Here is a 23,607-nt window from a genome sequence, read left to right on the forward strand (position 1 = left end):
CACTTTTGCAAAGGTAATTCTGAGGCCCTTCAATCAACATAAAGCCCTGTTTAAAGTGAACAGGGCTTTGTGTCACAGCATTTTATCGATTGATTATTTCTGTCTAAAGCTGTCAAAACGGGCAATATGTTCTTCCAGGTTTTGATTTAGCATTTCTGCGTAACGTTGGGTGAAGTATTCAATTGCGGCTTGTTTTTCGGCTTGCAGATTTTCTGCGCTTTCAACAGAACGGGCGACACTGAAAGCATTAAATCGGGCCGCTGAAAATAAAACTGCGGTATTGGCATCATCAACACTGCTGTCTGCTGCTTGTTGATTAGCAAGGGCAATGAATTCATCGACACGTTGTTGAAATGTTTTTGTTGATGCATTTTCACTCATTCTTTCTCTCTCATTAATGTTATTGATTTGAAATTTGATAGCCGTCGTGATGAGGCTTTACTCGCTATATCAGCCGATTTAACGCAAACATCATATCAGATAGAAAAACCTGAGCCATTCAGCTTTAGCAAAGCCAGTTAAAATATGAACTATGCGTAAAACAGATAAAAAAATTGATAACGAACTTCGGCTAAGATTGACCGATGTATGTGAACAGGCATTAAAAGATATTGCCGGTTTTCAGTGGCTAACGCACTTGGTGAACTATGATGATTTTCCAAATAGCTTAATGGTGGTTTGCGTATTTGATACAAACGAAAATTTGAACAGTTATCTTCGATCAGATGATAGCCAAGCGTTGATATCACTTATTAGTTCTGAATTTAGGACGATGCATATCAAACTCAAACGCCTTGTTGAGCATATCTCTTACGATACCGAAGAGGATTGTCTTCGACAGCACAATGGAAATTGGGCGCTAAGATTGGGTTAACCAAGAGTAACCAGCTCAGAACAAGACTTCATACATCCACAAGTAAGCTAGCATTAGTCAGCAACTGATTTAAACAAGCGGCTGTAGTTTATACTCTTCTCGATTACGTTTGAGCGATAAAAACCGAATAATGAAAATACCAAAACAAATTCAGCCACTCGTTGATGACGGCTTAGTGGACGAGGTAATCAGTCGCTTAATGAGCGGCAAAGAAGCCGATGTCTATGTCGTGAGATGTGGTGAGGAAATACGCTGTGCCAAAGTCTATAAAGACGCCGCCAAGCGTAGCTTTAAAAAAGCCGTTCAATACCAGGAAGGGCGAAAAGTCCGCAATAGTCGCCGCGGCCGGGCGATGGAGAAAGGCTCTAAATTTGGTCGTCAGCAGCAAGAAGAAACCTGGCAAAATGCCGAAGTCGATGCGCTGTATTTGCTTGCCAGTGCTGGTGTGAGAGTGCCTCAACCCTATGATTGCATGAACGGCGTGTTATTGATGGAGTTGATTACGGATGAGGAGGGCGATGTTGCACCGCGCCTCAATGACGTATCCATGTCTGCCGAGCAAGCCATTGAAGACCACATGATGGTGATGCATTCGGTGAAGAAAATGCTCTGTGCAGGTTTAGTTCATGGCGATTTGTCAGAGTTTAATGTGCTGGTTGATGCGCACGGCCCGGTGATTATCGATCTGCCCCAGGCTGTGAATGCCGTGGCAAATAATAATGCCCAAGCCATGTTAACGCGTGATGTGCAAAATATGACACGTTACTATGCTCAGTTCGCCCCCCAATTACACCATACGCATTTCGAAAAAGAAATCTGGTCGCTCTTCGAAAATGGTGACTTACTGCCTGATACAGAACTTACTGGCCTATTTGAAGAAGACACCCAAGCCGCGGATGTGGATGGGGTGATGCTTGAAATCAAAGCGATCCTGGCTGAAGAACAAGAAAGACAACTGTGGTTACGTGATAAGGATGATTAAAGGTTAAGTCATATTAATTTTATAAAAAAACAAGTTGGCTGCCGCTGATCGGTTTTTATCGTATTCCTTCTTTATTAACTTCATTTATTGTTTACTCTGCTTTATTCCTGGGGATTGGGCACTGACAGAGCCATCAGAATGAATGCTAATAAACGCGTCAAAGGCGACACTCTTTCCCCCCCATACGGGTTGTATGGGTGCTATCAACCTCTGTTAACAGGAGATTACATGAGCAGCCTTAATGTTTTTTTCCGATGTACTCCCAGCAGATGACCAAAATATCTAACCAGAAAGTGGACAGATGATATCTCAAACAAGCCGGTCAATGAATAATGACCGGGGTCAGTGTAAGGCCAGATACTCTGTGAGGAAGTTCTAATGCATTTGCTTAGAGGCTGATTCGAAAATTCATTCGAAACAACCCGCATCTATTTAAAATTTCCTAAGTATTACCGCATATGGTCAGCCAGCCAGATGGGGAGCGACCCAGCGCAGGATATCGGCCGTCCCCATTGCGCCTGACTGACGGGCCACTTCTTTACCACCCTTGAACAGAATCATTGTAGGAATACTGCGGATATTGAACTGTCCTGCCAGATTCTGCTGTGCTTCGGTGTCAACCTTGGCCAGGCGAGCACGAGGCTCAAGTTGCTCAGCTGCCTGGGCGAAAGCAGGCGCCATCATCTTGCACGGACCACACCAATCGGCCCAGAAGTCGACCAGCAGCGGGATATCGCTACGCTTTATATGGCGCTCGAAGCTGCGCTGGTCGAGATCGACCGGTTTTTTGGTAAACAGGTTTTTCTTGCAGTGTCCGCAGAGCGGTTTATCTTTAAGACGCAATGATGGGATGCGGTTCACAGACACGCAATGTGGACACACGATGTGGACAGAGTCAGCCATTCTGTTTTCTCCCGGTAACGAGATTCATCCTATATGATAACCCGACTCGACAGACATGCCAGCGTGAAAATGATGGGTAAGCTATTCTTCCATGATTGGTTCTATCAATCTGCCTCACGACATCATGCAACGAGGCAATAACCGTCAATATTTCGAGCTGACTGTTGGTTAAGGCTTTGTTATTAAAATGTTAATTGCAGCTTGCTATAAAAATACTTGTCGATTTTTCGGTTGGCAGAGCCACTAGCCGGGGAGTATGTTGCCGAGTACTGGTAACGACGGACGACCTTATGCGTATTCAAAACCCGGGCAAGGTGAAAAACTACTATCAAGCATTGCTCAATCGCGATGAAGCCTATGTGGGGATTTTCTATGCCGGTGTGATCACTACCGGCATTTTTTGTATTTCATCCTGCCGTGCCCGAAAACCCAAACCTGAGAATGTCGAGTTCTATAGTACATTTAAAGATGCGCTAAATGCTGGTTATCGGCCGTGCAAAATTTGTCGTCCGACCGAGAATGCCAATGAGGCTCCCCAGCAGGTGGCCGCTGCGATTGAATTGGTTCGAAGTCATCCGAAGGAAAAAATTTCGGATTACCAGTTGCAGCAACTCGGGATGAGCCCAGAGCAGATTCGTCGCTGGTTTAAACAGAACTACGGTATGACTTTTCAAGCGTTCCAGCGGATGTATCGCATTAATACGGCATTTCAGGAATTGAAAGAGGGGAGAACCGCGACAGATACTGCTTTTAATACCAGTTATGAATCACTCAGTGGCTTTGGCTATACCTTCAAGAAATTAATGGGGCGGTCACCAGCAAACTGCCTGGAGAACAACATAATAACGATAAATCGATTTACCACGCCATTGGGACCTATGTTTGTTGGTGCGACAGAGCATGGAGTCTGTTTACTGGAATTTGTGGATCGGCGTATGCTCGAAACTGAATTCAAAGATCTTCAGAGGTTGCTAAACGCTGTGATTGTGACTGGAGAAAATGAGCATACCAGACAAGCAAAACAACAGCTGGAAGAGTATTTTGCAGGCACTCGGCAACACTTTACTGTTGCTTTGCAAACCCCGGGCACAGCATTTCAAACACAGGTTTGGGAAGTGTTAAAACAGATTCCTTACGGAGAAACCACCAGTTACCAGGCGCAGGCTGAGCGTATCGGAAACCCAAAAGCAGTAAGGGCAGTTGCATCTGCCAATGGTTGTAACCGTGTCGCCATTATGCTTCCTTGTCATCGGGTGATTGGGAAAAACGGAATGTTAACGGGGTATGGTGGTGGCTTGGAACGCAAACATTGGTTGCTGGAGCATGAACGTCGACAGCTTGATTTAATTTGATTTCACATCTACAGAATCAACCAATCTTATTGTTAGGAATAACTGCATAGCAAGAATTGCCGATGGATTCTATTAGCCAGCTTCTGAATGTTGGTTGTCTTCTTTGCAAAAACACAGAAAAAAGCAGTCGCTTGCTTTAGCAAACGACTGCTTTATTCCACATCATCCGAAACCTGTAATGGTGAAATCAATATCAGATTGTTGAAGATGGCTATTCGTCATTTCCCCAAAATTTCCACCACTTTCTCCGATGCTCTTCTCTGGCTTCGCCCTGATCTGAACCTTTGCCTAGCTCCTTGCGTTCTTGTTCCATTGTTCGTTGCTGATCCATGTCTTGCGGATCGTGTTCCTGCTGACGTTCACGTATTTGTTCGCCTTCGCCGTCATATTGCTGCATCTGTTCTTGCTGCTTTTTGCCTTTACCGTCACCCTGGCCTTGTCCACCGGCAAAGTTAGTTGTGGAAAAAGCGGTTAAGGTCATCAGGGATAGGATTAAAATGAATTTTTTCATGACTTCGTACCTCATAAAGATGAAATATCTATGACAGTTAACTTCCTGTTTACTGTGAAAATCTAGTATACGCCGGAGAAATATAGTTATATTGCGCCAGATCAAAAACACGGCTTACAAATTCTGTCGTAGGGTCTGTCTCTTTAGTTGTTACGCGCTTTCATTTCCTTCGGATAATCATACAAATCAGTTGCAAGTGTCATGAATTTCTATTTTGTTTAATGTTTGTTATGGCATTCATTCTGCTCGGTGGATTAACTGTTGTTTATGACTCAGTCAAGTTTTGAGCTATTCACAGCACTTTCTCATCGGAGATTTGGATGGATTTAGTCAATAAATTATTTAATGGCAGCTTCATGCCTCATGGACATTGTCTGCAATGGTTACCCGATCTCTTGTTTCTTCATGTAACGGGCGATGTTCTAACTGTCTTTGCTTATTTTGTTATTCCTTTAGCACTTATATATTTAGTTAAAAAACGAACTGATCTCGCTTTTAACTGGATCTTTATCATGTTTGCCGCTTTCATTTTTCTTTGCGGGGTCACCCACTTAATTTCTCTAGTCAATATTTGGCAGGGCTATTATTACATTGAGGGCATAGCCAAGTTCGCTACTGGATTGGTATCTATTTTGACAGCCATGCTGATTTGGCGATTGATCCCAAAGGCGCTGGTGATTCCCAGTAATGATGAATTTCGCACGAAAAATGAAGCGTTACTTCAGGCGAAACATGAGTTGCTTGAAGCCAATCAATTGCTTGAGCAGCGTGTTTTAGACCGCACCAAAGAGCTTCAACACCTGGCTCGAACCGACTCTTTGACCAGTGTATTGAATCGTGGTGGGTTAATGGATCGCTTGACCATAGAAGTGGACAGGGCAGTTCGCTATCAACATAAATTAAGTTTATTGATGGTCGATCTTGATCACTTTAAACATGTAAACGATCAATATGGTCATCTCTATGGCGATACTGTTTTAATTGAAGTGGCGACAATTTTGTCGGATGCGTGCAGAAGTACTGATGTGTTGGGACGCTATGGTGGTGAAGAATTTCTCTTATTGTTACCCGAGACCGATCTTGAAGATGCAAAAAGACTTGCAGAACGCATCAGGCTGGATATTGAGCAGCATCATTTTTGTAAAAAAGATGGATTCAAGATTTCTCTGACATGCAGTATTGGTGTCACCGAATTTGAGTTAGATCAGAATCAGGAAAGCCTGCTGCAAAGCGTAGATCGCATGCTATACAGCGCCAAAGATTCAGGCCGAAATAGGGTTGTGGTGAATGAATAATTATCATGGATACTAAGCTTAATAAGCTGGTGCACTTAGTATCTAAGGGAAATAAGATCGGCCTTTAAACAACTACGCGAAAGTAGTACTCATTAAATCTTATATAGGTCTTTAGACCGATGCGGTAACCTACCGTTTCAACCACATCCATAGCTTTATCCAATGATGGTTAAACGCTTCACTGCTTTTGAACTATTTGGAGTAGAGTTTATGATGCTGTTTTTCGGTCTGTTAACCGCCTTAAGTTTTGGTATTGCCGATTTTCTTGGTGGTTTAGTAGGGCGAAAAATGTCGCCACTGACATTGACCCTCTATTCACAATCTATTGGATCGGTGGTCATTGGCGTATCGGCAGTGTTTTTTGGCGGGACGCCAGATATTTTCGATCTTGCCTGGGGAGCTGCCGCAGGCGCCATGCTCGGATCAGGATTTATTCTCTATTATCGTGCTCTATCCAATGGAAGGATGGGTGTGGTGGCAGCTGTTACTGGAGTGTGGACAGCCATTATTCCTTTCGTGATCGGTTATTGGCTGGGTGAGCGCCCTTCTACGATGGCAATACTTGGCATAATGCTGGTAGTTGTCGCCATTGCCCTGGTCAGCAGTGGCGAAAAATCTCCAGATGAAAGTGTCCTAAAAAATTCTGAAAAAAAGATCAAATCAGTTTCCTTTTATGCTTTGCAACGCGGATTTTTGGCTTACGATCGCAGCATAGTGCAAGCGACTGGCGCCGGTTTATGGTTTGGGCTTTTCTTTGTTTTTCTTGGGCAGGCCCAATCCAGTTCTCCGTTATGGCCGGCGGCAGCCGCTACTGTGGCATCAGCATTAACCGTTGCTGTTTTGATCCCGGTATTAAAACCGAATTTATTTTTTGATAGAAGCAATTTGCCAATCGTTATGGTGGTTGGCCTGTTCCAAACTTTGGGTACACTCACATTCGTCATTGCTGCTAATTTAGGGATGCTTTCAGTGGCAGGCGTTGCCGGGGCTTTATCTCCGATTCCAACGGCCATTCTCGCTTTCTTAATACTTAAAGAGCGAGCTACATGGGTTCAAATAATCGGGGTAGCTGCTGCACTGACGGGTATCGTGATGATGCAGAGCTAAGAGGTAATAAGAGAAAAACAAATTTGATTTACAGTCTGCTAGTCAATATATATGATCCGTATACGTTTCATATATTAAGGGTTTCCATGGGTATCGTGAAAATAAGCGATGAGTTACACGAAGAGATTCGTAAGTCCAGCTCGGTTATGGTCCGCTCCATCAATGCTCAAGCAGAATATTGGATAAAAATAGGAATGTTGGCGGAGGCGAATCCCGGTCTGACGTTTTCGGAGATTGTCAGGGCGCAAATGCAGCATGCCGATGTGGATATAAAGAAGATTGTCGGTGGCTAAGGTCACGCTTAAAACATCTGCCGAATTAGCGTTAATGCGAACAGCCGGGCGTCTACTCGCTATGGTTTTCAGTTATCTCGATAATCATGTAAAAGCGGGCATCTCGACAATGGATATTAACAACTTGGCAGAGCGCTATATTGTTGATCAATTGAAAGCTCGCCCGGCAAGTAAAGGTCAGTATGGTTACCAATATGTGCTGAACACCTCCATTAATCATGTGGTGTGCCATGGCGTCCCATCAGACAATCAGCAGCTGAAATCGGGCGATATTATCAATGTGGATATCACCTTGGAGAAGGATGGCTTTATTGCGGACTCCAGCAAAATGTACCAGATCGGTGATGTTTCGCCGCTAGCGAAGCGTTTGGTGGCTAAAACTTATGAAGCAATGTGGCAAGGAATTCGTGTCGTCAAACCTGGGGCGACATTAGGTGATATCGGCTATGCGATTCAGCACTTTGCCGAGAAGCATGGATATTCCGTTGTTCGGGAATATTGTGGTCACGGGATCGGGCGGGAAATGCATGAAGAGCCTGCTGTTTTGCATTATGGAAGGCCGGCTACGGGAATGGTTTTGCAGGAAGGCATGACCTTTACCATTGAGCCAATGATTAATCAGGGAAAAGCCAAAGTGAAAGTAAAAAAAGATGGCTGGACGGTCGTGACCAGTGATAAAAAATTATCTGCCCAATGCGAGCACACCATCGCGGTCACATCGAACGGTTATGAAGTGCTGACGCTGCGCGATGAAGAGCGTGTTTAGCAATGCTGATTCTCTGGAGCACTCATTTCATCAATCCTTAAACTTAAAAAGGTAAAACAGATAAATGCAGCCAGAAGAACTTAAAGAAATTTTTGATCAACAAGCAGAAAGCTATGATCAGCAATGGGCAAAGATGGCGCCTATTAATAATGGATTATATTTTCTTCTGGAATCGGTATTTGCGCCACTTCCCGAGACGGCTCGTATTCTTTGTGTGGGTGCTGGAACAGGGAAAGAGCTGATTTATCTTGGCAGGAAATTTCCGCATTGGCACTTTACAGCGGTTGAACCATCAGGCGCCATGTTAACTGTTTGTCGACAACGCGTTGATGAAGAGGGCATGACCAATCGTTGCGATTTCCATGAAGGTTATCTTGACTCACTACCCGGACAAGAATCTTATGACGCGGCAACGTGTTTTCTGGTGTCTCAATTTATTCTGGATAAACAAATTCGCACAGAATTATTTGCTGAGATTGCCGGCAGACTAAAACCAGATGGGTTATTGGCCAGTGCCGATCTGTCAGCAGAGCCAGGATCTTTTGAAGCGTTACTTCAGGCTTGGATGAACATGATGGCGGGCGCGGACATTTCAATCGAAAAGCAGAATCGTATCAAAGAAGCTTATGCCAAAGATGTTGCGATTCTGCCGCCTGATAGTGTTGCCTCGCTCATCCAGGCAGCAGGTTTTGACGCACCCGTGCCGTTTTTTCAAGCAGGTTTAATCCATGCATGGTTTGCCAAAACTGGCAGTAAAATCGTAAACCAAGATAGAGAGAAGGGAGGGGCGGATTAAACCGGCACCGGCGCATTCTCCTCGATCAAGCCCTTTCGTTTGGCTGCTTCCCAAAATTCACTTGGTATGCTGGCGGAAAGCGAAGCCATATTTTCGCGAATATGCTCGGGTTTGCTGGCACCGGGCAAAATCGCACTAACGACATTAGGTGTATTACAAAACTGTAAGGCTGCTGTGCGTAAGTCTATATTCATTTCTTTTGCCAGCTTACGATATTGCTCACGTCTTTGATGGATGTGTTCGGGTGCGCCTTTCTTGTAGTTGTAATAATTATTACCGGCTAAATAGCCAGAGTTGAGCGGTGCGCCCAGTACAAATGACACCTCACGTTGTTCGGCCAAGGGGAATAAACGGTTAAGCGCATCATCATGTTTAAGTAACGAATATTGTGTCGCGAGAAGGATCACATCTGGATCGGATTGCTCAATGGCTGCTTGAGCGGGTGGAATTGTATTCACCCCCATTCCCCAGCCTTTAATCAGACCTTCCTCGCGCATTTTGATCAGTTCCGGCATGGCACCATTCAACGCTGTCTGAAAATAGTCTCTCCAGTTCTCTCCCATGTCCACGTTATCGGGAGATAAATCATGAATAAACACCATATCCAGACTGGGCACGCCCATACGTTGCAAACTGTCTTCAATAGAGCGGCGGGTGCCGGAGGCGCTGTAGTCGTATGTGTAATTAAAATTATTAACGCCTTCCCAGCCATCATGGTCATAACCAGGATCGGGTTCCAGAAGTCGACCAATCTTGGAAGAGATTTCATAAGAGCCTAATTCCTTGGCTGCCAGTAACATGGCATGACGACGTTCGCTGATGCCCAAGCCATACCACGGTGAGGTGTCATAGTAACGAATACCTTCCTCCCAGGCGGTTTGCAATAACTCAAAAGCCTCTTTTTCTGTTAATACCCTTCGCATATTCCCCAGCCCGATCGCGCCGCCGAGGCCTATTCGATGTGTGGGACGATACCGTTTGGATTGATCACTATTGACAGGCAATGCTTCGGGTGCTCTTACTGAGCCTGATGTCGCTGCTGCTGATAATAAGGGGGATAATGCCAGGCCAGTACCTGCGACTGCTGTCAGAAAATCTCGTCTTTCCATGCTTCGCCTCCGGTTGGGAATGGTTCGCTTGGTGGGATGTAACAGGGATAGTGATTTTGAGTATTCTGGATAAAAACGGCGCTATCCCAGAAACTTAAATGGGGTAAGGTGTTGTAGTCTGATGTTAACACTACCTACATTTCGGGTGAAGCATGAATCGACAACCTGGTAAAAAAGTGATCATTTCGCTGGTCATACTCTGTATTACTGCAGTATGCATCGGTTTGTATTTAGCTTTATCAAATCAAACCTTATGTGGTGTCAGTTCAGATAACGCTATGGTGATGCTTTCGATTGGTTTGGGGTTAGGGTGTGTACCGTTAATTCCTGGCACCGCGGGCGCCCTCGGCGGCATCCTGCTTAGTCTATTGATCAGCCGACTGAGTATTACAAAACAGGTGATTGCTGTTGCTTTACTGATTATTGTCGCAATTCCGATAAGCGAATACGGCGAAAACTATTTCGCGACTAAAGATGCACCATCAATCGTGGCGGATGAGTTGCTTACCTTTCCCCTGGCAACGATTGGTCTTCCCGTTCATCAACATCCTGTCATGCTGGCGGGTATTTTTATGACAAACCGCATTATTGACTGGACTAAACCACCCCCAGCCCGTGCGGCTGAATCCTTACCTGGAGGCGTGGGAATCGTGTTGGATGATGTGGTTGCCAGCCTGTGGACCTTGCTTGTCTTCAGTATTGGCTGGCAGTGGTATCGTCGACAATAGAAGATAGTTTCAGTATTGTTGACAACAAGTACACCCTATTTAGCGAATAGCTTCTATAAAATGAGGAAGCAGCATCACCATCAATAAGGTTAGATTTACGTTACAAGTAAGGAAACAAAAAATGTCGAACAGCAAAATGACATTGGCAATTCATTCCCATCAAACTTTGCCTGTTTTAGGGCTTTTGGCGACTTTAAGTTTAATGACAAATGTTCAAGCCCAGACACTTCAGGATTATGATTGGTCTGGATCATACATCGGCGGAAGTCTTGGCGCGGCTCATAGTCGTGGATCATTTGATGCGTCAACCTCTGACGGTTTTGTGGGGTCTTATTTCACACCGCCAGATCCTGAGCAAATTGCTGAAGCGGCGGATAAGAGTGCTTCACAATCACGATTGAGTGCAGGGTTATTTGGTGGTTATGGCAAGCAGTTTGATAATTTATATGTCGGGGTTGAAGCTGGTGTGAACAGTTTAAGCTTTGATGAATCCGCTTCATCAGGTGAAATCTACGAGTCAAGTCCAACTTCAAGCTTTACTAATGAAATTTCCGTGAAAGCTGACTGGCAAGCTTCATTACGTGCTCGTGTAGGTTGGGCTGAAAAACGCTGGTTGGCGTATCTTACCGGTGGTGTCGCTGCTACTCGAATCCGAATGGATGCAACATTTTCGGATGATTTTTCCGGGGCTGGCGGCGCTTTTGGTAGCGATTCAGATAATGACACCAAGCTAGGCTGGGTAATAGGTCTGGGCGGGGAATATGCATTAACCGAGAGTTGGACCATCCGAGCAGAGTATCTGTATGCGGATTATGGAAAAGCTGACACAACAGCATTGGTAACCAATCCAGCTTCACCAACGCTTGCAAATGATTTGAAAAGTTCTGTCGATCTTAAAACCCAGATCCTTTCAGTAGGTGTTGCTTACCAGTTCTAGGAAGCATCTAATATCATTAAAACGGATGATATATAAATAAAAATAAAAGCTGATCGCTTTAGTCGATCGGCTTTTATTTTGATAAGTCTCTAAAATTACTTCCTTTGTTAAAACATCCAGTAATTGGGCTGTATATTTAGCCGGCTCGGCTTTTAGTGTCATTCTGAGTTATGAAATGTTTAGCTATTCCGTGCAATCATGCTGATGTGAATACTTGAAATGATGGCTTTTAATGGGTATGAAGCTAATTTTTTGATGCAATAAATTAAAATGTGCGAAACTGTTTTCTCTGTCTGCAATCGAATTGCTGACCACCTCCATCTTAATTTTCCCTACCCTCAATGTGAGTCAAAAATGCAGATGAGTAATGCGATTAGCTGATTTTATCCGAGCACAAATAGAGCTGATTCTGCAGGATTGGGAAGCGTTTGCCAAAACACTCCTGAGTGGAAAACATATGAGTAAATCAGGACTGCGTGATCATGCCAGAGATATGCTGTTGGCGATTGCAGATGATCTTGATACGCCTCAAAGCGAAACAGAACAGGTCGCCAAATCGAAAGGGCATGAACCAGCGGATGACAATGAATCTTGGGCAGAAGTACACGGCGGTGCTCGACATATAAGTGGTTTCAGCGTCATGGAGACCGTTTCCGAGTTCAGGGCGCTTCGGGCCAGCGTAGTCTCACAGTGGACTAAAGCATACAAAACAAATCAGAACCATGATCTTGAAGATCTTACCCGGTTTCATGAAGCGATTGACCAGGCTGTCGCCGAGTCCCTGGAGCAGTATGCAACAGCAAAAGAAATGGAAACACGGTTGTTTGGTGCCATTCTTTTAGCCTCGCCTGATCCAATTTATGTGCTGGATCTTGAAGGCAAATTTATTTATGCAAACAAAGCCACAGCCGATCTTTTCGCTCTGGAACCTCTGGAGATCATTGGAAAATCTACTTTTGATCTTGGATTTCCGTTTGCATCTGATTTTCAGCACAATCTGGAAAAGGTGATAGCGGACCAGACGACCTATCGTGGAAAGTTTGTACATACCTTCAGCTCTGGTCAGGGCGAAAGATTTGAGTATCTGCTGGCACCCGTCCTGGATGAGCAGCAAAACATCGAAGCCACTGTATGCATTTCCCGGGATATCACCGAACAAGCGCTGGCAGAAGAAAAAATATGGCACAACGCACATCATGACTTGCTAACCGGGCTGCCCAATCGACGTCTTTTTCTGGATCGCCTGGAACAGGAGGTCAAACATGCCAAGCGTAGCAATATTCCACTTGCAGTACTGTTTATGGATCTGGATGGGTTTAAAGAGGTAAACGACACACTTGGTCACGAAGCTGGGGACCGCGTATTACAGCTTGTGTCAGAACGGCTGATTAAATGTGTCCGTGATGAAGATACTGTGGCCCGGCTTGGCGGAGATGAATTTACTATTATCCTCACTGGTGCTCAGCAGCAAAAAGATGTTGAGCTGGTGGCGCAATCGATAATTGACGCGATAGCGGTGCCATTCCATCTTGTGCAAATGCCTGTTCATATTTCTGCCAGCATAGGAATCTCACTTTTTAATAATACGACGATTTCTTCGATTGCGATGCTGGAAGCCGCCGATCATGCTATGTATAAAGCCAAAAAATCCGGTTCTAATCATATACATTTTCATCAGGCATTCGATATGCAAGACAAAGGTTCAGCTTCTTAAGCTATGTTTGATATCTTGCTAAAGTTAAGTGACAACTGGGCAAAAGCAACCTCTCCATCAAAGTGACCATTGAATAGAGAAATTCTTACGAGTGAGAAAAAAGTTATTTTGGAAATTAATTATTAAAGTGGCTATCAGCTCATAGAATTGAGCCGGAGTTAATGTTCCAACTGATGTTTAATGCTGACAATGAAGTGAAGGCTTAATATTTCAATGGGTTGCTTATGCGTTAGAAAAGTCAGTCACAAATTAGTGGGTTGTGTTGATATAAATTAACGAAATTTTTTGCAAACCTGCATTCAGCAAAATCTGGCGTTATTAATCTCATACCTAGACTGATTTCAAGGAGAAAAGCATGAATATTACCACTGAACAAAGCGGCAGTTGCCTTTGTGGTGCTGTAACAATCACCGCAAAACCCAAAAGTAATCATGTGGGAGCTTGTCATTGTGATATGTGCCGGAAGTGGGGCGGTGGTCCACTTTTAGTGGTGGAATGTGAAGACGATGTACATTTTGAAAGCGACCGGAATATTGGTGTTTACAGCTCATCCGATTGGGCAGAGCGGGGCTTTTGTCAGCAATGTGGTACACATCTGTTTTATCGCTTCAAGCAGGGTGGGTTTTATGCCATACCGGTAGGACTGTTTGATGAAAAGCAACAGTGGCAATTGGCTGAACAGGTATTTATCGATAATAAACCCGCTTATTACTCATTTGCCGAAAATACCAGAAACCTCACAGAAGCAGAGATTATCGCTCAATTCAGTGGCAACTGACGGAGCAATAATCCTTTGTGTTTATAAGGCAGCCTTTTGTACTGACGTTCGTAAAACGCACAGCCAGCTTTTCCGCTGACATCGCATCTTGCTTTAGACATTCTATATTTCGTCTACGGCTTCGGCGCACTCTGGTAAGGTCTGTCCGCCATCAATAACCATCTGCTGACCGGTGATATAAGCTGCTTCATCGGAGGCAAAAAACAAGGCCGCATTAGCAATATCTTCAACTGCGCCAAGTCTTTTCAACGGGATCGCTGCAGCCATGCTGTTGAGATAATCTTCTCCCAGGCTGGCTAAACCTTCAGTGACAATATTGCCGGGCATAACGGCATTAATAGTGGTGTTATAACGTGCCAGTTCCATCGCCGCGGTTTTCATAAAACCAAGTTGTCCCGCTTTGGTCGCCCCATAATGTGCCCATCCCGGGTAGCCGGTAATGGGGCCGGTGATTGATGAGGTGATCACGACGCGACCTTTACCGAGCTTTTCAAAGTGGGGAATACAGGCTTTGACACATAGAAAGGTGCTTTTCAGATTGGTCGACATGATGTCATCCCACTCTTTCGGTGAGAGATCGACAATTTTCTTTTGTGGGAAGGTGCCGGCATTGGCGCAAAGAATATCAACCGGGCCAAATGTGTTTTCGGTATGCTCAACCAGCGCTTGAACCTGTTCCCAATCGGCAACGTCACATAGATAGTATTTGGCGGTGCCGCCTGCTGCATTAATCTCGTCCACGGTTTCCTTCGCTGCGGTTTCGCCGCGTGCAGCAATCATCACATTGGCTCCCTGCCTGGCAAAGACGCTGGCAATACCTTTACCAATTCCTTTTGAGCCTCCGGTCACGATAACGGTTTTATCTTGAATGGATGTGAGCATGAAATACCTCCAGAAGTTGAGTTAATCAGTTAAAGGTATTTTTAGCATAAATCTTTTTCTTTGCAACAAAAATATTGCAAGTCGGACATTTTGACGTTATAACTATTTCATCACTGTTTATCTGGGGTTGCGTTATGACCGGGTTATATAACAACCATTATCTGCAGCGATTGGCTGAAGAGGTCAAAAAATTACTGGGGCATTGGAATATCAAGGAAAATGCCGATATTGCGTTATTGACGGTTTCTGAAAATGCCACGTTTATGGTGACTGATGAAGAAAATAATCAACGCTTTATTATTCGTGTGCATCGGCCTGAGTATCACTCCAAAAATGAAATTCTTTCCGAATTACGCTGGATTCAATCGCTTCGGGAACAAGCGTTGCTTAACACACCGGAACCGTTAGTCCGTCGGGACGGTTCGATGGTGGCTTCCTTTAGTGATGATGGGATGGAACGTTATGTGGTGGCATTTGAGTTTATGCCGGGTAAACAACCAGATGAAGACAAGTCGCTGATAGAAGGATTTGAAGTACTAGGGGCGACCTCTGCCAGATTGCATCAACAGGCAAAACAATGGACCTTGCCGGAAGGGTTTGTTCGAAAAAAGTGGAATTTTGACAGTGCTTTTGGGGCTGAGCCCTTATGGGGAGATTGGCGTGAAGCTCCTGGGCTGGATCAACAAGGCCAGGCGATATTAGAACAATTGTGCGACGTGTTGGAAGAAAAATTACACCACTATGGTGAAGGACCTGATCGCTTCGGATTGGTACATGCAGATTTGCGATTGGCAAATTTATTAATCGATGGCAAGCAGTTAAGTGTGATTGATTTTGATGACTGCGGGTTTAGCTGGTTTATCTATGATTTTGCCTCTGCCGTGTCCTTTCTGGAAACGTCTCCCTTATTGCCGGAACTGGAACGTGCCTGGGTGCGTGGCTATAAATCCATAGCGCCTTTATCTATCGATGATGAAGCGATGATCTCAACATTTGTGATGTTTCGCAGGTTGTTGCTGACTGCCTGGGTGGCAAGTCATCCGGAAACAGAAACTGCTGCGGAGGCAGGATTTGAACATTTCACCTTCGGCACCATTGAACTGGCAAAAAAATATCTGCAACAACAGGCCAAACAGAGTAATGACTTAACTGAAAAACGAATTCTGGATATGAATGCCTTTGAGGCCGATAAGGGTGGACATTCACAAAATGTAACGCGACGCTTGAATAACCTGGGCGCTGCCTCGGTCCTGTTCTATCAGGATCCTATTGAAATGGTGTCGGCACAAGGTGCCTGGATGCAGGCTGCCGATGGTAAACGTTATCTTGATTTTTACAATAATGTGCCTTGTCTGGGACATTGCCACCCAAATGTTGTTAAGGCTGTGTCAAAGCAAATCGCCACATTGAATGTACATACCCGTTATCTGGTTTCGGTAGTCGATGATTATCTTGAATCCTTAAAAGCCACGTTACCTGAGTCCATAGATAATATTGTAATGACCTGCTCAGGGAGTGAGGCCAATGATTTAGCGATGCGACTGGCCAAACAGGCTTCTGGTGGGCAAGGGTTTATTGTGACGGAGGATGCCTATCACGGTAATACCAGTCTGGTCACCGAGGTATCGCCATCGATTATCAAACAGGGCCAGTTGCGGGATCATGTTGTGGCCATACCAGCACCAAACTCTGCTGTTTATGGGCAGGATATTGAAACAGGCTTTGCTGCACGTGTATCTGAGGCGATTACGCTGTTGCAGGAAAGAGGGTTTAACCTCGCGGCATTATTAGTGGATACCATTTTTTCCTCTGATGGCATTTACACCGAGCCCAGAGGTTTTCTAAAAAAAGCAGTGGATGTAGTGCATAACGCAGGCGGTGTATTTATCGCCGATGAAGTACAGCCGGGTTTTGCCCGAATGGGGGAAAGCTTCTGGGGCTTTGATTTCCATGGAGTAATACCGGATATTGTGACGATGGGAAAGCCGATGGGCAATGGTTTTCCGATGGCGGCCGTCGCCACAAAATCAGACTATCTGGAAAGTTTTTGTGCTGATGTAGGTTATTTCAATACATTTGGCGGTAATCCGGTTGCCGCTGCAGCGGGTCAGGCAGTCCTTGACACTATCAGGCAGGAAAACCTGCAGGATAATGCTCTGAAAATGGGGCAATATTTAAAAAATCAATTGCAATCCATCGCTAAGCAGTCAGCTTACGTGGCCGAGGTGAGGGGGCAGGGTTTATTTCTGGGAATTGATATCGGCAAACGAGATAATAAACACATCCCGGATCCGCTCAAAACCAAACAGGTGATTAATAATTTAAAAGTGGCTGGAGTGTTGATCGGCGCTGCAGGTCGGTTTGGCGCCACCTTAAAATTAAGGCCGTTGTTAACACTGACGCAATCTGAAGCGGAATTCTTTTTAGAGGCGTTTTCTCAGCAGGTTTAATATGCATCGGGAACAGCCATTATTGGAGCGACGCCTCAATAATTTTAACCTGTTCGCTGGATAAAGCTTTTTTAAGTGGCCCGCTGGGTTTTTGATCGGTAATTAAATGGTCAATTTCATTCCACTTCGCATAACGCGCCGTAGCCATGCGATCGAATTTACTGTGATCAGCCACAACCATATTGTGTGAGCTTTGCCGAATCATCTGTTGATAGACATCCGCCGCATCAACGAGTGCATCCGTCGGTCCGGTAGGCGCTAATCCACTGGCACCCAGAATCGCCCAGTCAGCAGTGTAATTTGCCAGAAACTGACATGTCACCGAACCGTGAGTAGCGCCTTCTTCAGCATGGTAAATACCCGGCGCCATAATAACTTTGATTGTCGGATTAAAGGACAACACCGTGGCCACCCCAAAAGAATGTGTAATCACCGTAATATGATTCATTTCATAGGCAATACGCTTGGCGACTTCGACCGTTGTCACCCCAGAACCTATCATTAGAACTTTTGCATCTTTTAATAGTGGAGCGGCTTTTTTAGCGATGGCGACCCGTTCCGCCAGATTGGCTTTATGACGTTCATTAAGCACCGGTTCAACAGCTTGACGTAATAATGCACCACCATAGGTTCGGCTGATCAGGTTTTGTTCTGCCAGTTCTTCCAGATCACGTCGAATGGTTTCTGTGGTCACATTTAATGCCGAGGCCAGCTCATTGACACGCATTGATGGACGAATGGTCAGTTCATCAATTATCGATTTGTGGCGGGCGGCTTTTTTTCGTGACATGAATTGGTACTCATTATTGATGGCTGAAAGGTACCATATTCATCACTTATTTCGCATATTCACTGTCATTTGGCTGGATGAATAGGTGCTAATTACGTAATCACGCTCAGGAAGTGCCCTCCACTAATGCGCTGAAAAAGAAACAAAAAACTGTCCTGCAATCATTAAAATACAAAGTATGGCTCCAGCATAAGGAACGATTATCGGAACGCTGAAGCCGACAGGCGTTGGAGAGCGATTTTTAAGATGAATAAGAGCCAGGTTAGATAAGGCAAATACCATTAGCACAATGAATGAAGTGGCTTGTGCTAATTTTTCGGTTGGAAAAAGTGACACTAATAAAATAATAATTAAAACAATAAGTAAGGTAGCCATTAACGGTGTATGTGTACGCCGGCTTATGCGAGATAACCAGCTGGGTACCCCATTAAGATGCTTGCCCATATCATGTAAGACTCTTGAAGCCATCACAATCTGAGCCAGGGCACCATTCACGATAATGAATAACGAAAGTGCTCCCAAAATATTCCCCGAATAACCTTGGGCTTTCATTACATCAACCAGCGGAGCTTTAGAATCAGCAAGTGCTTCAGCGGATAAGGTCAATACTGTCCCCATCGAAACGCTAATATAAAAGAACAAAGAAACAATCAAGGCAAACAAAATGGCCAACGGCATGGCTTTTCTGACGTTTTTGGTTTCTTCAGAGACGTGAACAATATCCTCAAACCCGATAAAGGCATAAAACGCCAGAAAAGCGCCGAGCAAAATGCCATTCAAGGCAGAAGAGCTGGTTAACGTGGGGGCTTCAGAAAGTCGGCCAGGTAATTCAGAGAAATTACCGGCCGTTACCACCAGTATGATAATTAACCCCGAGACACCTGCCAAAGTGGTGACCGCCATAAACCATGCTGTTCCTTTCATGCCAACAGCCGCTATACCGCCGAGTAACAAAACCAGACCTATCATTAATGGAAGCTCCGGCCAGGACAGAAAAATCTGGAAATATCCCGCAAACCCTGTGGTGATAGTGGCAGCCGAAACAATGCCGGTAGCGGCAATCATCCATCCGGTGATAATTGAAAGCCACCTGGAGCCGAAAGCTTCGCTGATATAGGCAACCGGACCACCACTTCTGGGTAACCGCACAGCCAGTTCCGCAAAGGAAAAAGCAGTAAACGCCGCCACAATGGACGCGAGTAAAAAAGTGAGTGGGGCATAGATTCCGGCTTTACCGGCAATTTCGCCAATCAATACGTAAATGCCCGCGCCCAATATGGTTCCCAGACCATATAAAGCCAGAAGAGGGGCTGGGACAGATCGTTTTAGTTCTGCATCATTAGATTTATTCATGACTTTATCTTCGAAAGAGAATGTTTGATTCGGCGTTGCAACGAATGATGATGGGCAAAGACTTTTTAGGCTTTTTCCTAACCTATCATGTGTAAAACGAGTGAGCCAACTGCCGTAAAATCAATCCATGGCTTTTTCCTGTGTTGTATTGTGCTTTATTCCGTATTCATCTTCTGTGGTCAGGGTTTATTCTGCACGTTCTTTACTGGCTGATAGCCAACTTTGAAAATAAAAAAGCGAAACCTTTATGAGTGAGAGAGATAAAGCCTTTTTTGATAGAGCGGATGCGTTTATCAAACTGGCTAATAATCAGCTGGAAAAAAGCGTAGAGGCCGGTGAAGTAAGTGCATCGTTTATGTATGGATTAGCAAGATATAGTGCGTGGTTTAGTGCATCTGGCTGGACCACTGCCAGGGATATGGCGGATGCACGGGATGAAACCGTCGATTTTTTTGTCAATGAATACCGGCGGATGTTGGAGTTGAATATGGATGATTATATTCAGAATTTCGACAATTACGTTCAGGCCTCTGAACAATTGCAAAACAAAGGGTAAGCATCGCTTACCCTTTTTTGGTTTTAGCGTTTTCCGATCACCCGGAAACCGACACGCCGCTATTTATTCCAGTTGCTCCTGGGGCTTTCACCACTTTTTCAACTTTAACGTTGATCGAACCCACTTATTAGCCAATCGTCTTGCACATTGATTGAGTGAGATAGCGTTATTTTTCGAGCAGGATAATAATGCATCGTAGGAACGCTTTGCTCAATGATGAGCTGAAAAGCATAAAAAAACAGGTGGCGGATGGTAAAGTAGTGATTATGAAAATATGTACCTTAATCTTTATCACAATGATCCTTCTCAGCGGTTGCACGAATGAGCATTCACTGTCGGAAAGGGTGCTGGTGTTTGAAAGCCGACAGGCTTTGCAGTGTGAAACCACCGGTATCGATCCCGCTGAAAGTGCCGCCAAACTTTTCAATGCGGGAATCACGGTTAACAAAACGTATTGTGGTCATAAAACCGGGGTGGCTTATCCTGCTGCTTGCGGAATGGGCAATGGCGCGATTGTGGTTCACGAAATAGCAGAAAAAGATATGCCTGCTGCACAACAAGCTGGCTTTCAAAAAGCTTCTGAACTGGTTAATAAGCAACAGGGGACGGGCTATGAAACGGTTGAATGTGAACTAGCTGGATAATGGATTGAAATTCACTTCCTTACTTTGGCTGCTGGCTTTTATCGGATTATTGGCTCTTGTATTCGTGATAGAGCATGAGCTGTCCGATTCTAAAATAAGTGATACCGAGGTGGATTCGATAAAAGTGATTGAGCCCCCCGATGTTATGCCGGGTATTTATATTGATCAAACTATTACCCCGACCTCAGCCAAAAACCGTCGAGAACTCTATGACGATTTGCTCAAAGTTTGTCAGGAAGAACAGGTGCCGTTAAAACAACTGACAGCAAAACAGCGAAGTCAACTGGGAACAATGCGGTTACAACGCTGGATAGATGGGAATATAACCGCCTATCGCCTGGAGTCCTGGGATTATCAGTTGGCCGAGCCACAGGAAACGCCTCATTGTTATTTTGAGCTCATCAGTCGTGGACGGCATGTTCTGATTGAAGCCGATGGGGTAACCGGAATACATCTGAATGATAATCAGCCTTATCAGCTAAAGCCTTTATCCAATATTGATGCCAGTTTATTGTTACGCTCGCCAGCCCGTGAGGATGTTCGTTCAAGCGATAAAATGACGATGGTGGCAGGCCAGCCCTGTGTGAATAGCAGTATCGCCAGTCAGGATGAGGTGAAAACCTGTACCTGGTCAGGTGGCGTAGAATGGGGTTTTGAACCACGCTCCCAGGCCATTGAATCTGTTTTAACCGCACCGCAATATCAATTATTCAGATCGATTATTTTAAAACAAACCTCTGCGGATAATAGCGTCGATACTATTATGACTAACCAGTTTGTCATTGGCGAACCGCTGGACAAAAAGGCGTTTACACCAAAAGCTGCTACAGCTTTGTCATCGCAAAATCTCCAGCGTTAAATCATCCTATCGGCTGTTTTCACGGTGATGGGAGGCTTTCTCCAGTTTTATAACGCTTTTTTAACTTTGAAATGGCAAAATGAACAGTTATTTACCTTTGAAGGCATTTTCCTGATTCAGAGTCATTTATGTTTAAATGCTGTCGATTTTAAACTTGTCGAATATTGACACTCTAAATCGACTAAGCTTTTAAATAATGCAGTAAAGGAAACACAAGTGATGGAAGATCACATCATTGATGTGCGTAATCTCAGCAAACAATATCCCTCCGGTTTTCAGGCATTAAAACAGGTCAATCTGCAAATCAAACGTGGCGAAATATTTGCCTTACTGGGCCCTAATGGGGCGGGTAAAACGACTTTGATAAGCATTATCTGTGGTTTGGTGAATGTTGGAGAGGGCGAAGTCCTGGTCGGTGGCTATGATGTGGTCAAGCAATATCGCCAGGCTCGCCAGCAAATTGGTTTGGTTCCGCAAGAATTGGCGATTGATGTCTTTGCTTTTGTCTGGAATACCATGGTGTTCAGCCGAGGCGTATTTGGTAAACCTCGCGATGATGCCTATCTGGAGGAAATTTTAAAGGCATTATCCCTCTGGGATAAACGCCACGCCAAGATTCAATTCCTTTCCGGTGGCATGAAGCGGCGTGTGCTGATTGCCAAAGCTTTGGCGCATGAGCCGGAAATACTTTTTCTGGATGAACCGACGGCCGGTGTCGATGTGGAATTACGTCGTGATATGTGGCGACTGGTGGAAAAGTTACGTCAACGTGGTACCACGATTATTCTGACCACCCACTACATTGAAGAAGCTGAAGAAATTGCTGATCGGATTGGCATTATTAACAATGGCGAGATTCTGTTGGTTGATAACAAACGGGATCTGATGAAAAAGTTGGGACGTAAGCAACTTATCCTGCAGTTACAGCAGCCGATTAGCCAGTTACCGAAGGAATTGCAGAAGTTTGTGTTTGATATTGATGAGGATGGCAAAAAGCTGACCTATGATTATGATGATAATCAGTCGAACAATAATGTCACGGAAGTGCTGGCGGCAATTCATCGTTCGGGGATAGAACTCAGTGATGTGCAAACCAAACAAAGTACATTGGAGCAGATTTTTGTTGGTTTGCTGGAGGAGTCGAAATGAATTGGTATGCCATTAAAGCTATTTATTTATCTGAACTGCATCGCAGCTGGCGGACACCTCTGCAAAGCATTGCATCACCGGTACTATCGACCTCGTTATATTTCATCGTATTTGGTTCGGCCATTGGTTCAGCCATGACCAGCATTGGCGGGGTGAGTTATGGTGCATTTATTATTCCCGGTTTGATCATGTTGATGGTGTTGACCGAGACCACTTCCAATGCCTCATTTGGTATTTACATGCCCAAATGGTCTGGAGCTATTTATGAAGTATTATCCGCTCCGGTTTCCGCATTTGAAATTGTGGTGGGCTATGTCGGAGCAGCGGCAACCAAATCCATTATTCTGGCTATGCTGATTTTGCTGACTGCCCGGTTATTTGTGGACTACTCGATTTTGCATCCCCTATGGATGATGCTGTTTCTAGTGCTGACCTGTATTACTTTTAGCATGTTGGGCTTTATTCTGGGTGTGGTAGCCGATGGCTTTGAAAAATTACAAGTTATTCCACTGATGGTGGTCACTCCGCTGGCCTTTCTGGGTGGTACGTTTTACTCCATCAGTATGTTGCCGGAGTTCTGGCAAAAAGTGACGTTATTTAATCCGGTGGTTTATCTGGTGAGTGGATTTCGCTGGAGCTTTTATGGAACTGCTGATGTAAGTCTGACATTCAGTTTAGTGATGATCTCAACATTTCTGCTGATCTTTTTGCTGTTTATCTGGTGGATATTTAAAACCGGTTATAAAGTGAAAGTCTGATTCACCATACTCGATTACTCT

The 23,607-nt window shown here is 44.7% G+C and carries 25 protein-coding genes; 18 read left to right on the forward strand and 7 right to left on the reverse strand.

Annotation, left to right across the window (positions count from 1 at the left end):
• Nucleotides 1–93 precede the first annotated feature (93 nt).
• On the reverse strand, nt 94–432 hold the full coding sequence (locus LGT40_RS07610; RefSeq protein WP_226075518.1) for a DUF3144 domain-containing protein: 339 nt from the start codon (nt 430–432) through the stop codon (nt 94–96).
• Between the two features lie 100 nt (nt 433–532).
• Between LGT40_RS07610 and LGT40_RS07615 the strand changes: the two genes are divergently transcribed.
• Together LGT40_RS07615 and LGT40_RS07620 are read left to right on the forward strand one after the other, a co-directional pair.
• Nucleotides 533–874 (forward strand): Fis family transcriptional regulator, encoded by a 342-nt coding sequence (locus LGT40_RS07615; protein WP_226074944.1) that lies wholly within the window; start codon nt 533–535, stop codon nt 872–874.
• 130 nt (nt 875–1,004) lie between these two features.
• Nucleotides 1,005–1,856 carry a PA4780 family RIO1-like protein kinase gene (locus LGT40_RS07620; RefSeq protein WP_226074947.1) on the forward strand — a complete coding sequence of 284 codons (852 nt, stop codon included), beginning with the start codon at nt 1,005–1,007 and terminating at the stop codon, nt 1,854–1,856.
• Nucleotides 1,857–2,318: 462 nt separating this feature from the next.
• On the opposite strand, the gene trxC is transcribed toward LGT40_RS07620, so the two are convergent.
• Nucleotides 2,319–2,759, reverse strand: coding sequence for a thioredoxin TrxC (gene trxC / locus LGT40_RS07625; protein ID WP_226074949.1), 441 nt, complete (start codon nt 2,757–2,759; stop codon nt 2,319–2,321).
• A gap of 290 nt (nt 2,760–3,049) precedes the next feature.
• Here trxC and LGT40_RS07630 point away from each other — a divergent pair, with 290 nt between their 5' ends.
• Nucleotides 3,050–4,111, forward strand: coding sequence for a bifunctional transcriptional activator/DNA repair enzyme AdaA (locus tag LGT40_RS07630; RefSeq protein WP_285229321.1), 1,062 nt, complete (start codon nt 3,050–3,052; stop codon nt 4,109–4,111).
• Between the two features lie 211 nt (nt 4,112–4,322).
• On the opposite strand, the gene LGT40_RS07640 is transcribed toward LGT40_RS07630, so the two are convergent.
• Nucleotides 4,323–4,622, reverse strand: coding sequence for a hypothetical protein (locus LGT40_RS07640; protein ID WP_226074951.1), 300 nt, complete (start codon nt 4,620–4,622; stop codon nt 4,323–4,325).
• A 320-nt stretch (nt 4,623–4,942) separates the two neighbouring features.
• Between LGT40_RS07640 and LGT40_RS07645 the strand changes: the two genes are divergently transcribed.
• The 5 genes from LGT40_RS07645 to LGT40_RS07665 all read left to right on the forward strand — a co-directional run bounded on the left by LGT40_RS07645 (nt 4,943) and on the right by LGT40_RS07665 (nt 8,879).
• Nucleotides 4,943–5,917, forward strand: a complete 975-nt coding sequence (locus LGT40_RS07645) for a GGDEF domain-containing protein (protein ID WP_226074953.1) — start codon at nt 4,943–4,945, stop codon at nt 5,915–5,917.
• 210 nt (nt 5,918–6,127) lie between these two features.
• Nucleotides 6,128–7,024 carry an EamA family transporter gene (locus LGT40_RS07650; protein ID WP_226074955.1) on the forward strand — a complete coding sequence of 299 codons (897 nt, stop codon included), beginning with the start codon at nt 6,128–6,130 and terminating at the stop codon, nt 7,022–7,024.
• A gap of 95 nt (nt 7,025–7,119) precedes the next feature.
• On the forward strand, nt 7,120–7,317 hold the full coding sequence (locus LGT40_RS07655; protein WP_438861569.1) for a TA system antitoxin ParD family protein: 198 nt from the start codon (nt 7,120–7,122) through the stop codon (nt 7,315–7,317).
• Nucleotides 7,310–8,083 carry a type I methionyl aminopeptidase gene (map, locus tag LGT40_RS07660; RefSeq protein WP_226074959.1) on the forward strand — a complete coding sequence of 258 codons (774 nt, stop codon included), beginning with the start codon at nt 7,310–7,312 and terminating at the stop codon, nt 8,081–8,083. The genes LGT40_RS07655 and map overlap by 8 nt, the downstream gene beginning before the upstream one ends.
• A 64-nt stretch (nt 8,084–8,147) precedes the next feature.
• Nucleotides 8,148–8,879 (forward strand): class I SAM-dependent methyltransferase, encoded by a 732-nt coding sequence (locus LGT40_RS07665; RefSeq protein WP_226074961.1) that lies wholly within the window; start codon nt 8,148–8,150, stop codon nt 8,877–8,879.
• On the opposite strand, the gene LGT40_RS07670 is transcribed toward LGT40_RS07665, so the two are convergent.
• Nucleotides 8,876–9,988, reverse strand: a complete 1,113-nt coding sequence (locus tag LGT40_RS07670; protein ID WP_226074963.1) for an aldo/keto reductase — start codon at nt 9,986–9,988, stop codon at nt 8,876–8,878. The genes LGT40_RS07665 and LGT40_RS07670 overlap by 4 nt on opposite strands.
• Nucleotides 9,989–10,140: 152 nt before the next feature.
• On the opposite strand from LGT40_RS07670, the gene LGT40_RS07675 reads away from it, so the two are divergent.
• From LGT40_RS07675 to LGT40_RS07690, 4 genes are all read left to right on the forward strand, one after another.
• Nucleotides 10,141–10,716 carry a phosphatidylglycerophosphatase A family protein gene (locus tag LGT40_RS07675; protein ID WP_226074965.1) on the forward strand — a complete coding sequence of 192 codons (576 nt, stop codon included), beginning with the start codon at nt 10,141–10,143 and terminating at the stop codon, nt 10,714–10,716.
• Between the two features lie 121 nt (nt 10,717–10,837).
• Nucleotides 10,838–11,653, forward strand: coding sequence for an outer membrane protein (locus LGT40_RS07680; RefSeq protein WP_226074967.1), 816 nt, complete (start codon nt 10,838–10,840; stop codon nt 11,651–11,653).
• A 367-nt stretch (nt 11,654–12,020) separates the two neighbouring features.
• A complete protein-coding gene (locus LGT40_RS07685) occupies nt 12,021–13,367 on the forward strand; it encodes a diguanylate cyclase domain-containing protein (RefSeq protein ID WP_226074983.1) in 1,347 nt (448 codons plus the stop codon).
• Between the two features lie 355 nt (nt 13,368–13,722).
• Complete coding sequence (locus LGT40_RS07690; protein WP_226074992.1) at nt 13,723–14,145, forward strand: GFA family protein; 423 nt, start codon at nt 13,723–13,725, stop codon at nt 14,143–14,145.
• A gap of 102 nt (nt 14,146–14,247) precedes the next feature.
• Here the strand turns inward: LGT40_RS07690 and fabG are convergent, their stop codons facing one another.
• Nucleotides 14,248–15,027 carry a 3-oxoacyl-ACP reductase FabG gene (gene fabG, locus LGT40_RS07695; RefSeq protein ID WP_226074994.1) on the reverse strand — a complete coding sequence of 260 codons (780 nt, stop codon included), beginning with the start codon at nt 15,025–15,027 and terminating at the stop codon, nt 14,248–14,250.
• A gap of 134 nt (nt 15,028–15,161) precedes the next feature.
• On the opposite strand from fabG, the gene LGT40_RS07700 reads away from it, so the two are divergent.
• Nucleotides 15,162–17,477 carry an aminotransferase class III-fold pyridoxal phosphate-dependent enzyme gene (locus LGT40_RS07700; RefSeq protein ID WP_226074996.1) on the forward strand — a complete coding sequence of 772 codons (2,316 nt, stop codon included), beginning with the start codon at nt 15,162–15,164 and terminating at the stop codon, nt 17,475–17,477.
• A gap of 19 nt (nt 17,478–17,496) precedes the next feature.
• On the opposite strand, the gene LGT40_RS07705 is transcribed toward LGT40_RS07700, so the two are convergent.
• Both LGT40_RS07705 and LGT40_RS07710 read right to left on the reverse strand, forming a co-directional pair.
• Nucleotides 17,497–18,267 carry a DeoR/GlpR family DNA-binding transcription regulator gene (locus LGT40_RS07705; protein ID WP_226074998.1) on the reverse strand — a complete coding sequence of 257 codons (771 nt, stop codon included), beginning with the start codon at nt 18,265–18,267 and terminating at the stop codon, nt 17,497–17,499.
• A gap of 123 nt (nt 18,268–18,390) precedes the next feature.
• On the reverse strand, nt 18,391–19,620 hold the full coding sequence (locus LGT40_RS07710; RefSeq protein ID WP_226075000.1) for an APC family permease: 1,230 nt from the start codon (nt 19,618–19,620) through the stop codon (nt 18,391–18,393).
• Nucleotides 19,621–19,867: 247 nt separating this feature from the next.
• Between LGT40_RS07710 and LGT40_RS07715 the strand changes: the two genes are divergently transcribed.
• From LGT40_RS07715 to LGT40_RS07735, 5 genes are all read left to right on the forward strand, one after another.
• Nucleotides 19,868–20,176: a DUF3144 domain-containing protein gene (locus LGT40_RS07715; protein WP_226075008.1), complete on the forward strand. Its 309-nt coding sequence runs from the start codon at nt 19,868–19,870 to the stop codon at nt 20,174–20,176.
• A gap of 188 nt (nt 20,177–20,364) precedes the next feature.
• Nucleotides 20,365–20,820 (forward strand): hypothetical protein, encoded by a 456-nt coding sequence (locus LGT40_RS07720; RefSeq protein ID WP_226075010.1) that lies wholly within the window; start codon nt 20,365–20,367, stop codon nt 20,818–20,820.
• 4 nt (nt 20,821–20,824) lie between these two features.
• A complete protein-coding gene (locus LGT40_RS07725) occupies nt 20,825–21,679 on the forward strand; it encodes a hypothetical protein (protein WP_226075012.1) in 855 nt (284 codons plus the stop codon).
• Nucleotides 21,680–21,898: 219 nt separating this feature from the next.
• A complete protein-coding gene (locus tag LGT40_RS07730; RefSeq protein ID WP_226075014.1) occupies nt 21,899–22,828 on the forward strand; it encodes an ABC transporter ATP-binding protein in 930 nt (309 codons plus the stop codon).
• Nucleotides 22,825–23,586, forward strand: coding sequence for an ABC transporter permease (locus LGT40_RS07735; RefSeq protein ID WP_226075016.1), 762 nt, complete (start codon nt 22,825–22,827; stop codon nt 23,584–23,586). Before LGT40_RS07730 ends, LGT40_RS07735 begins: the two co-directional genes overlap by 4 nt.
• Nucleotides 23,587–23,607 lie beyond the last annotated feature (21 nt).

Origin of the sequence: Methylophaga pinxianii (genome assembly GCF_020447225.1) — a bacterium.
GTDB lineage: Bacteria > Pseudomonadota > Gammaproteobacteria > Nitrosococcales > Methylophagaceae > Methylophaga > Methylophaga pinxianii.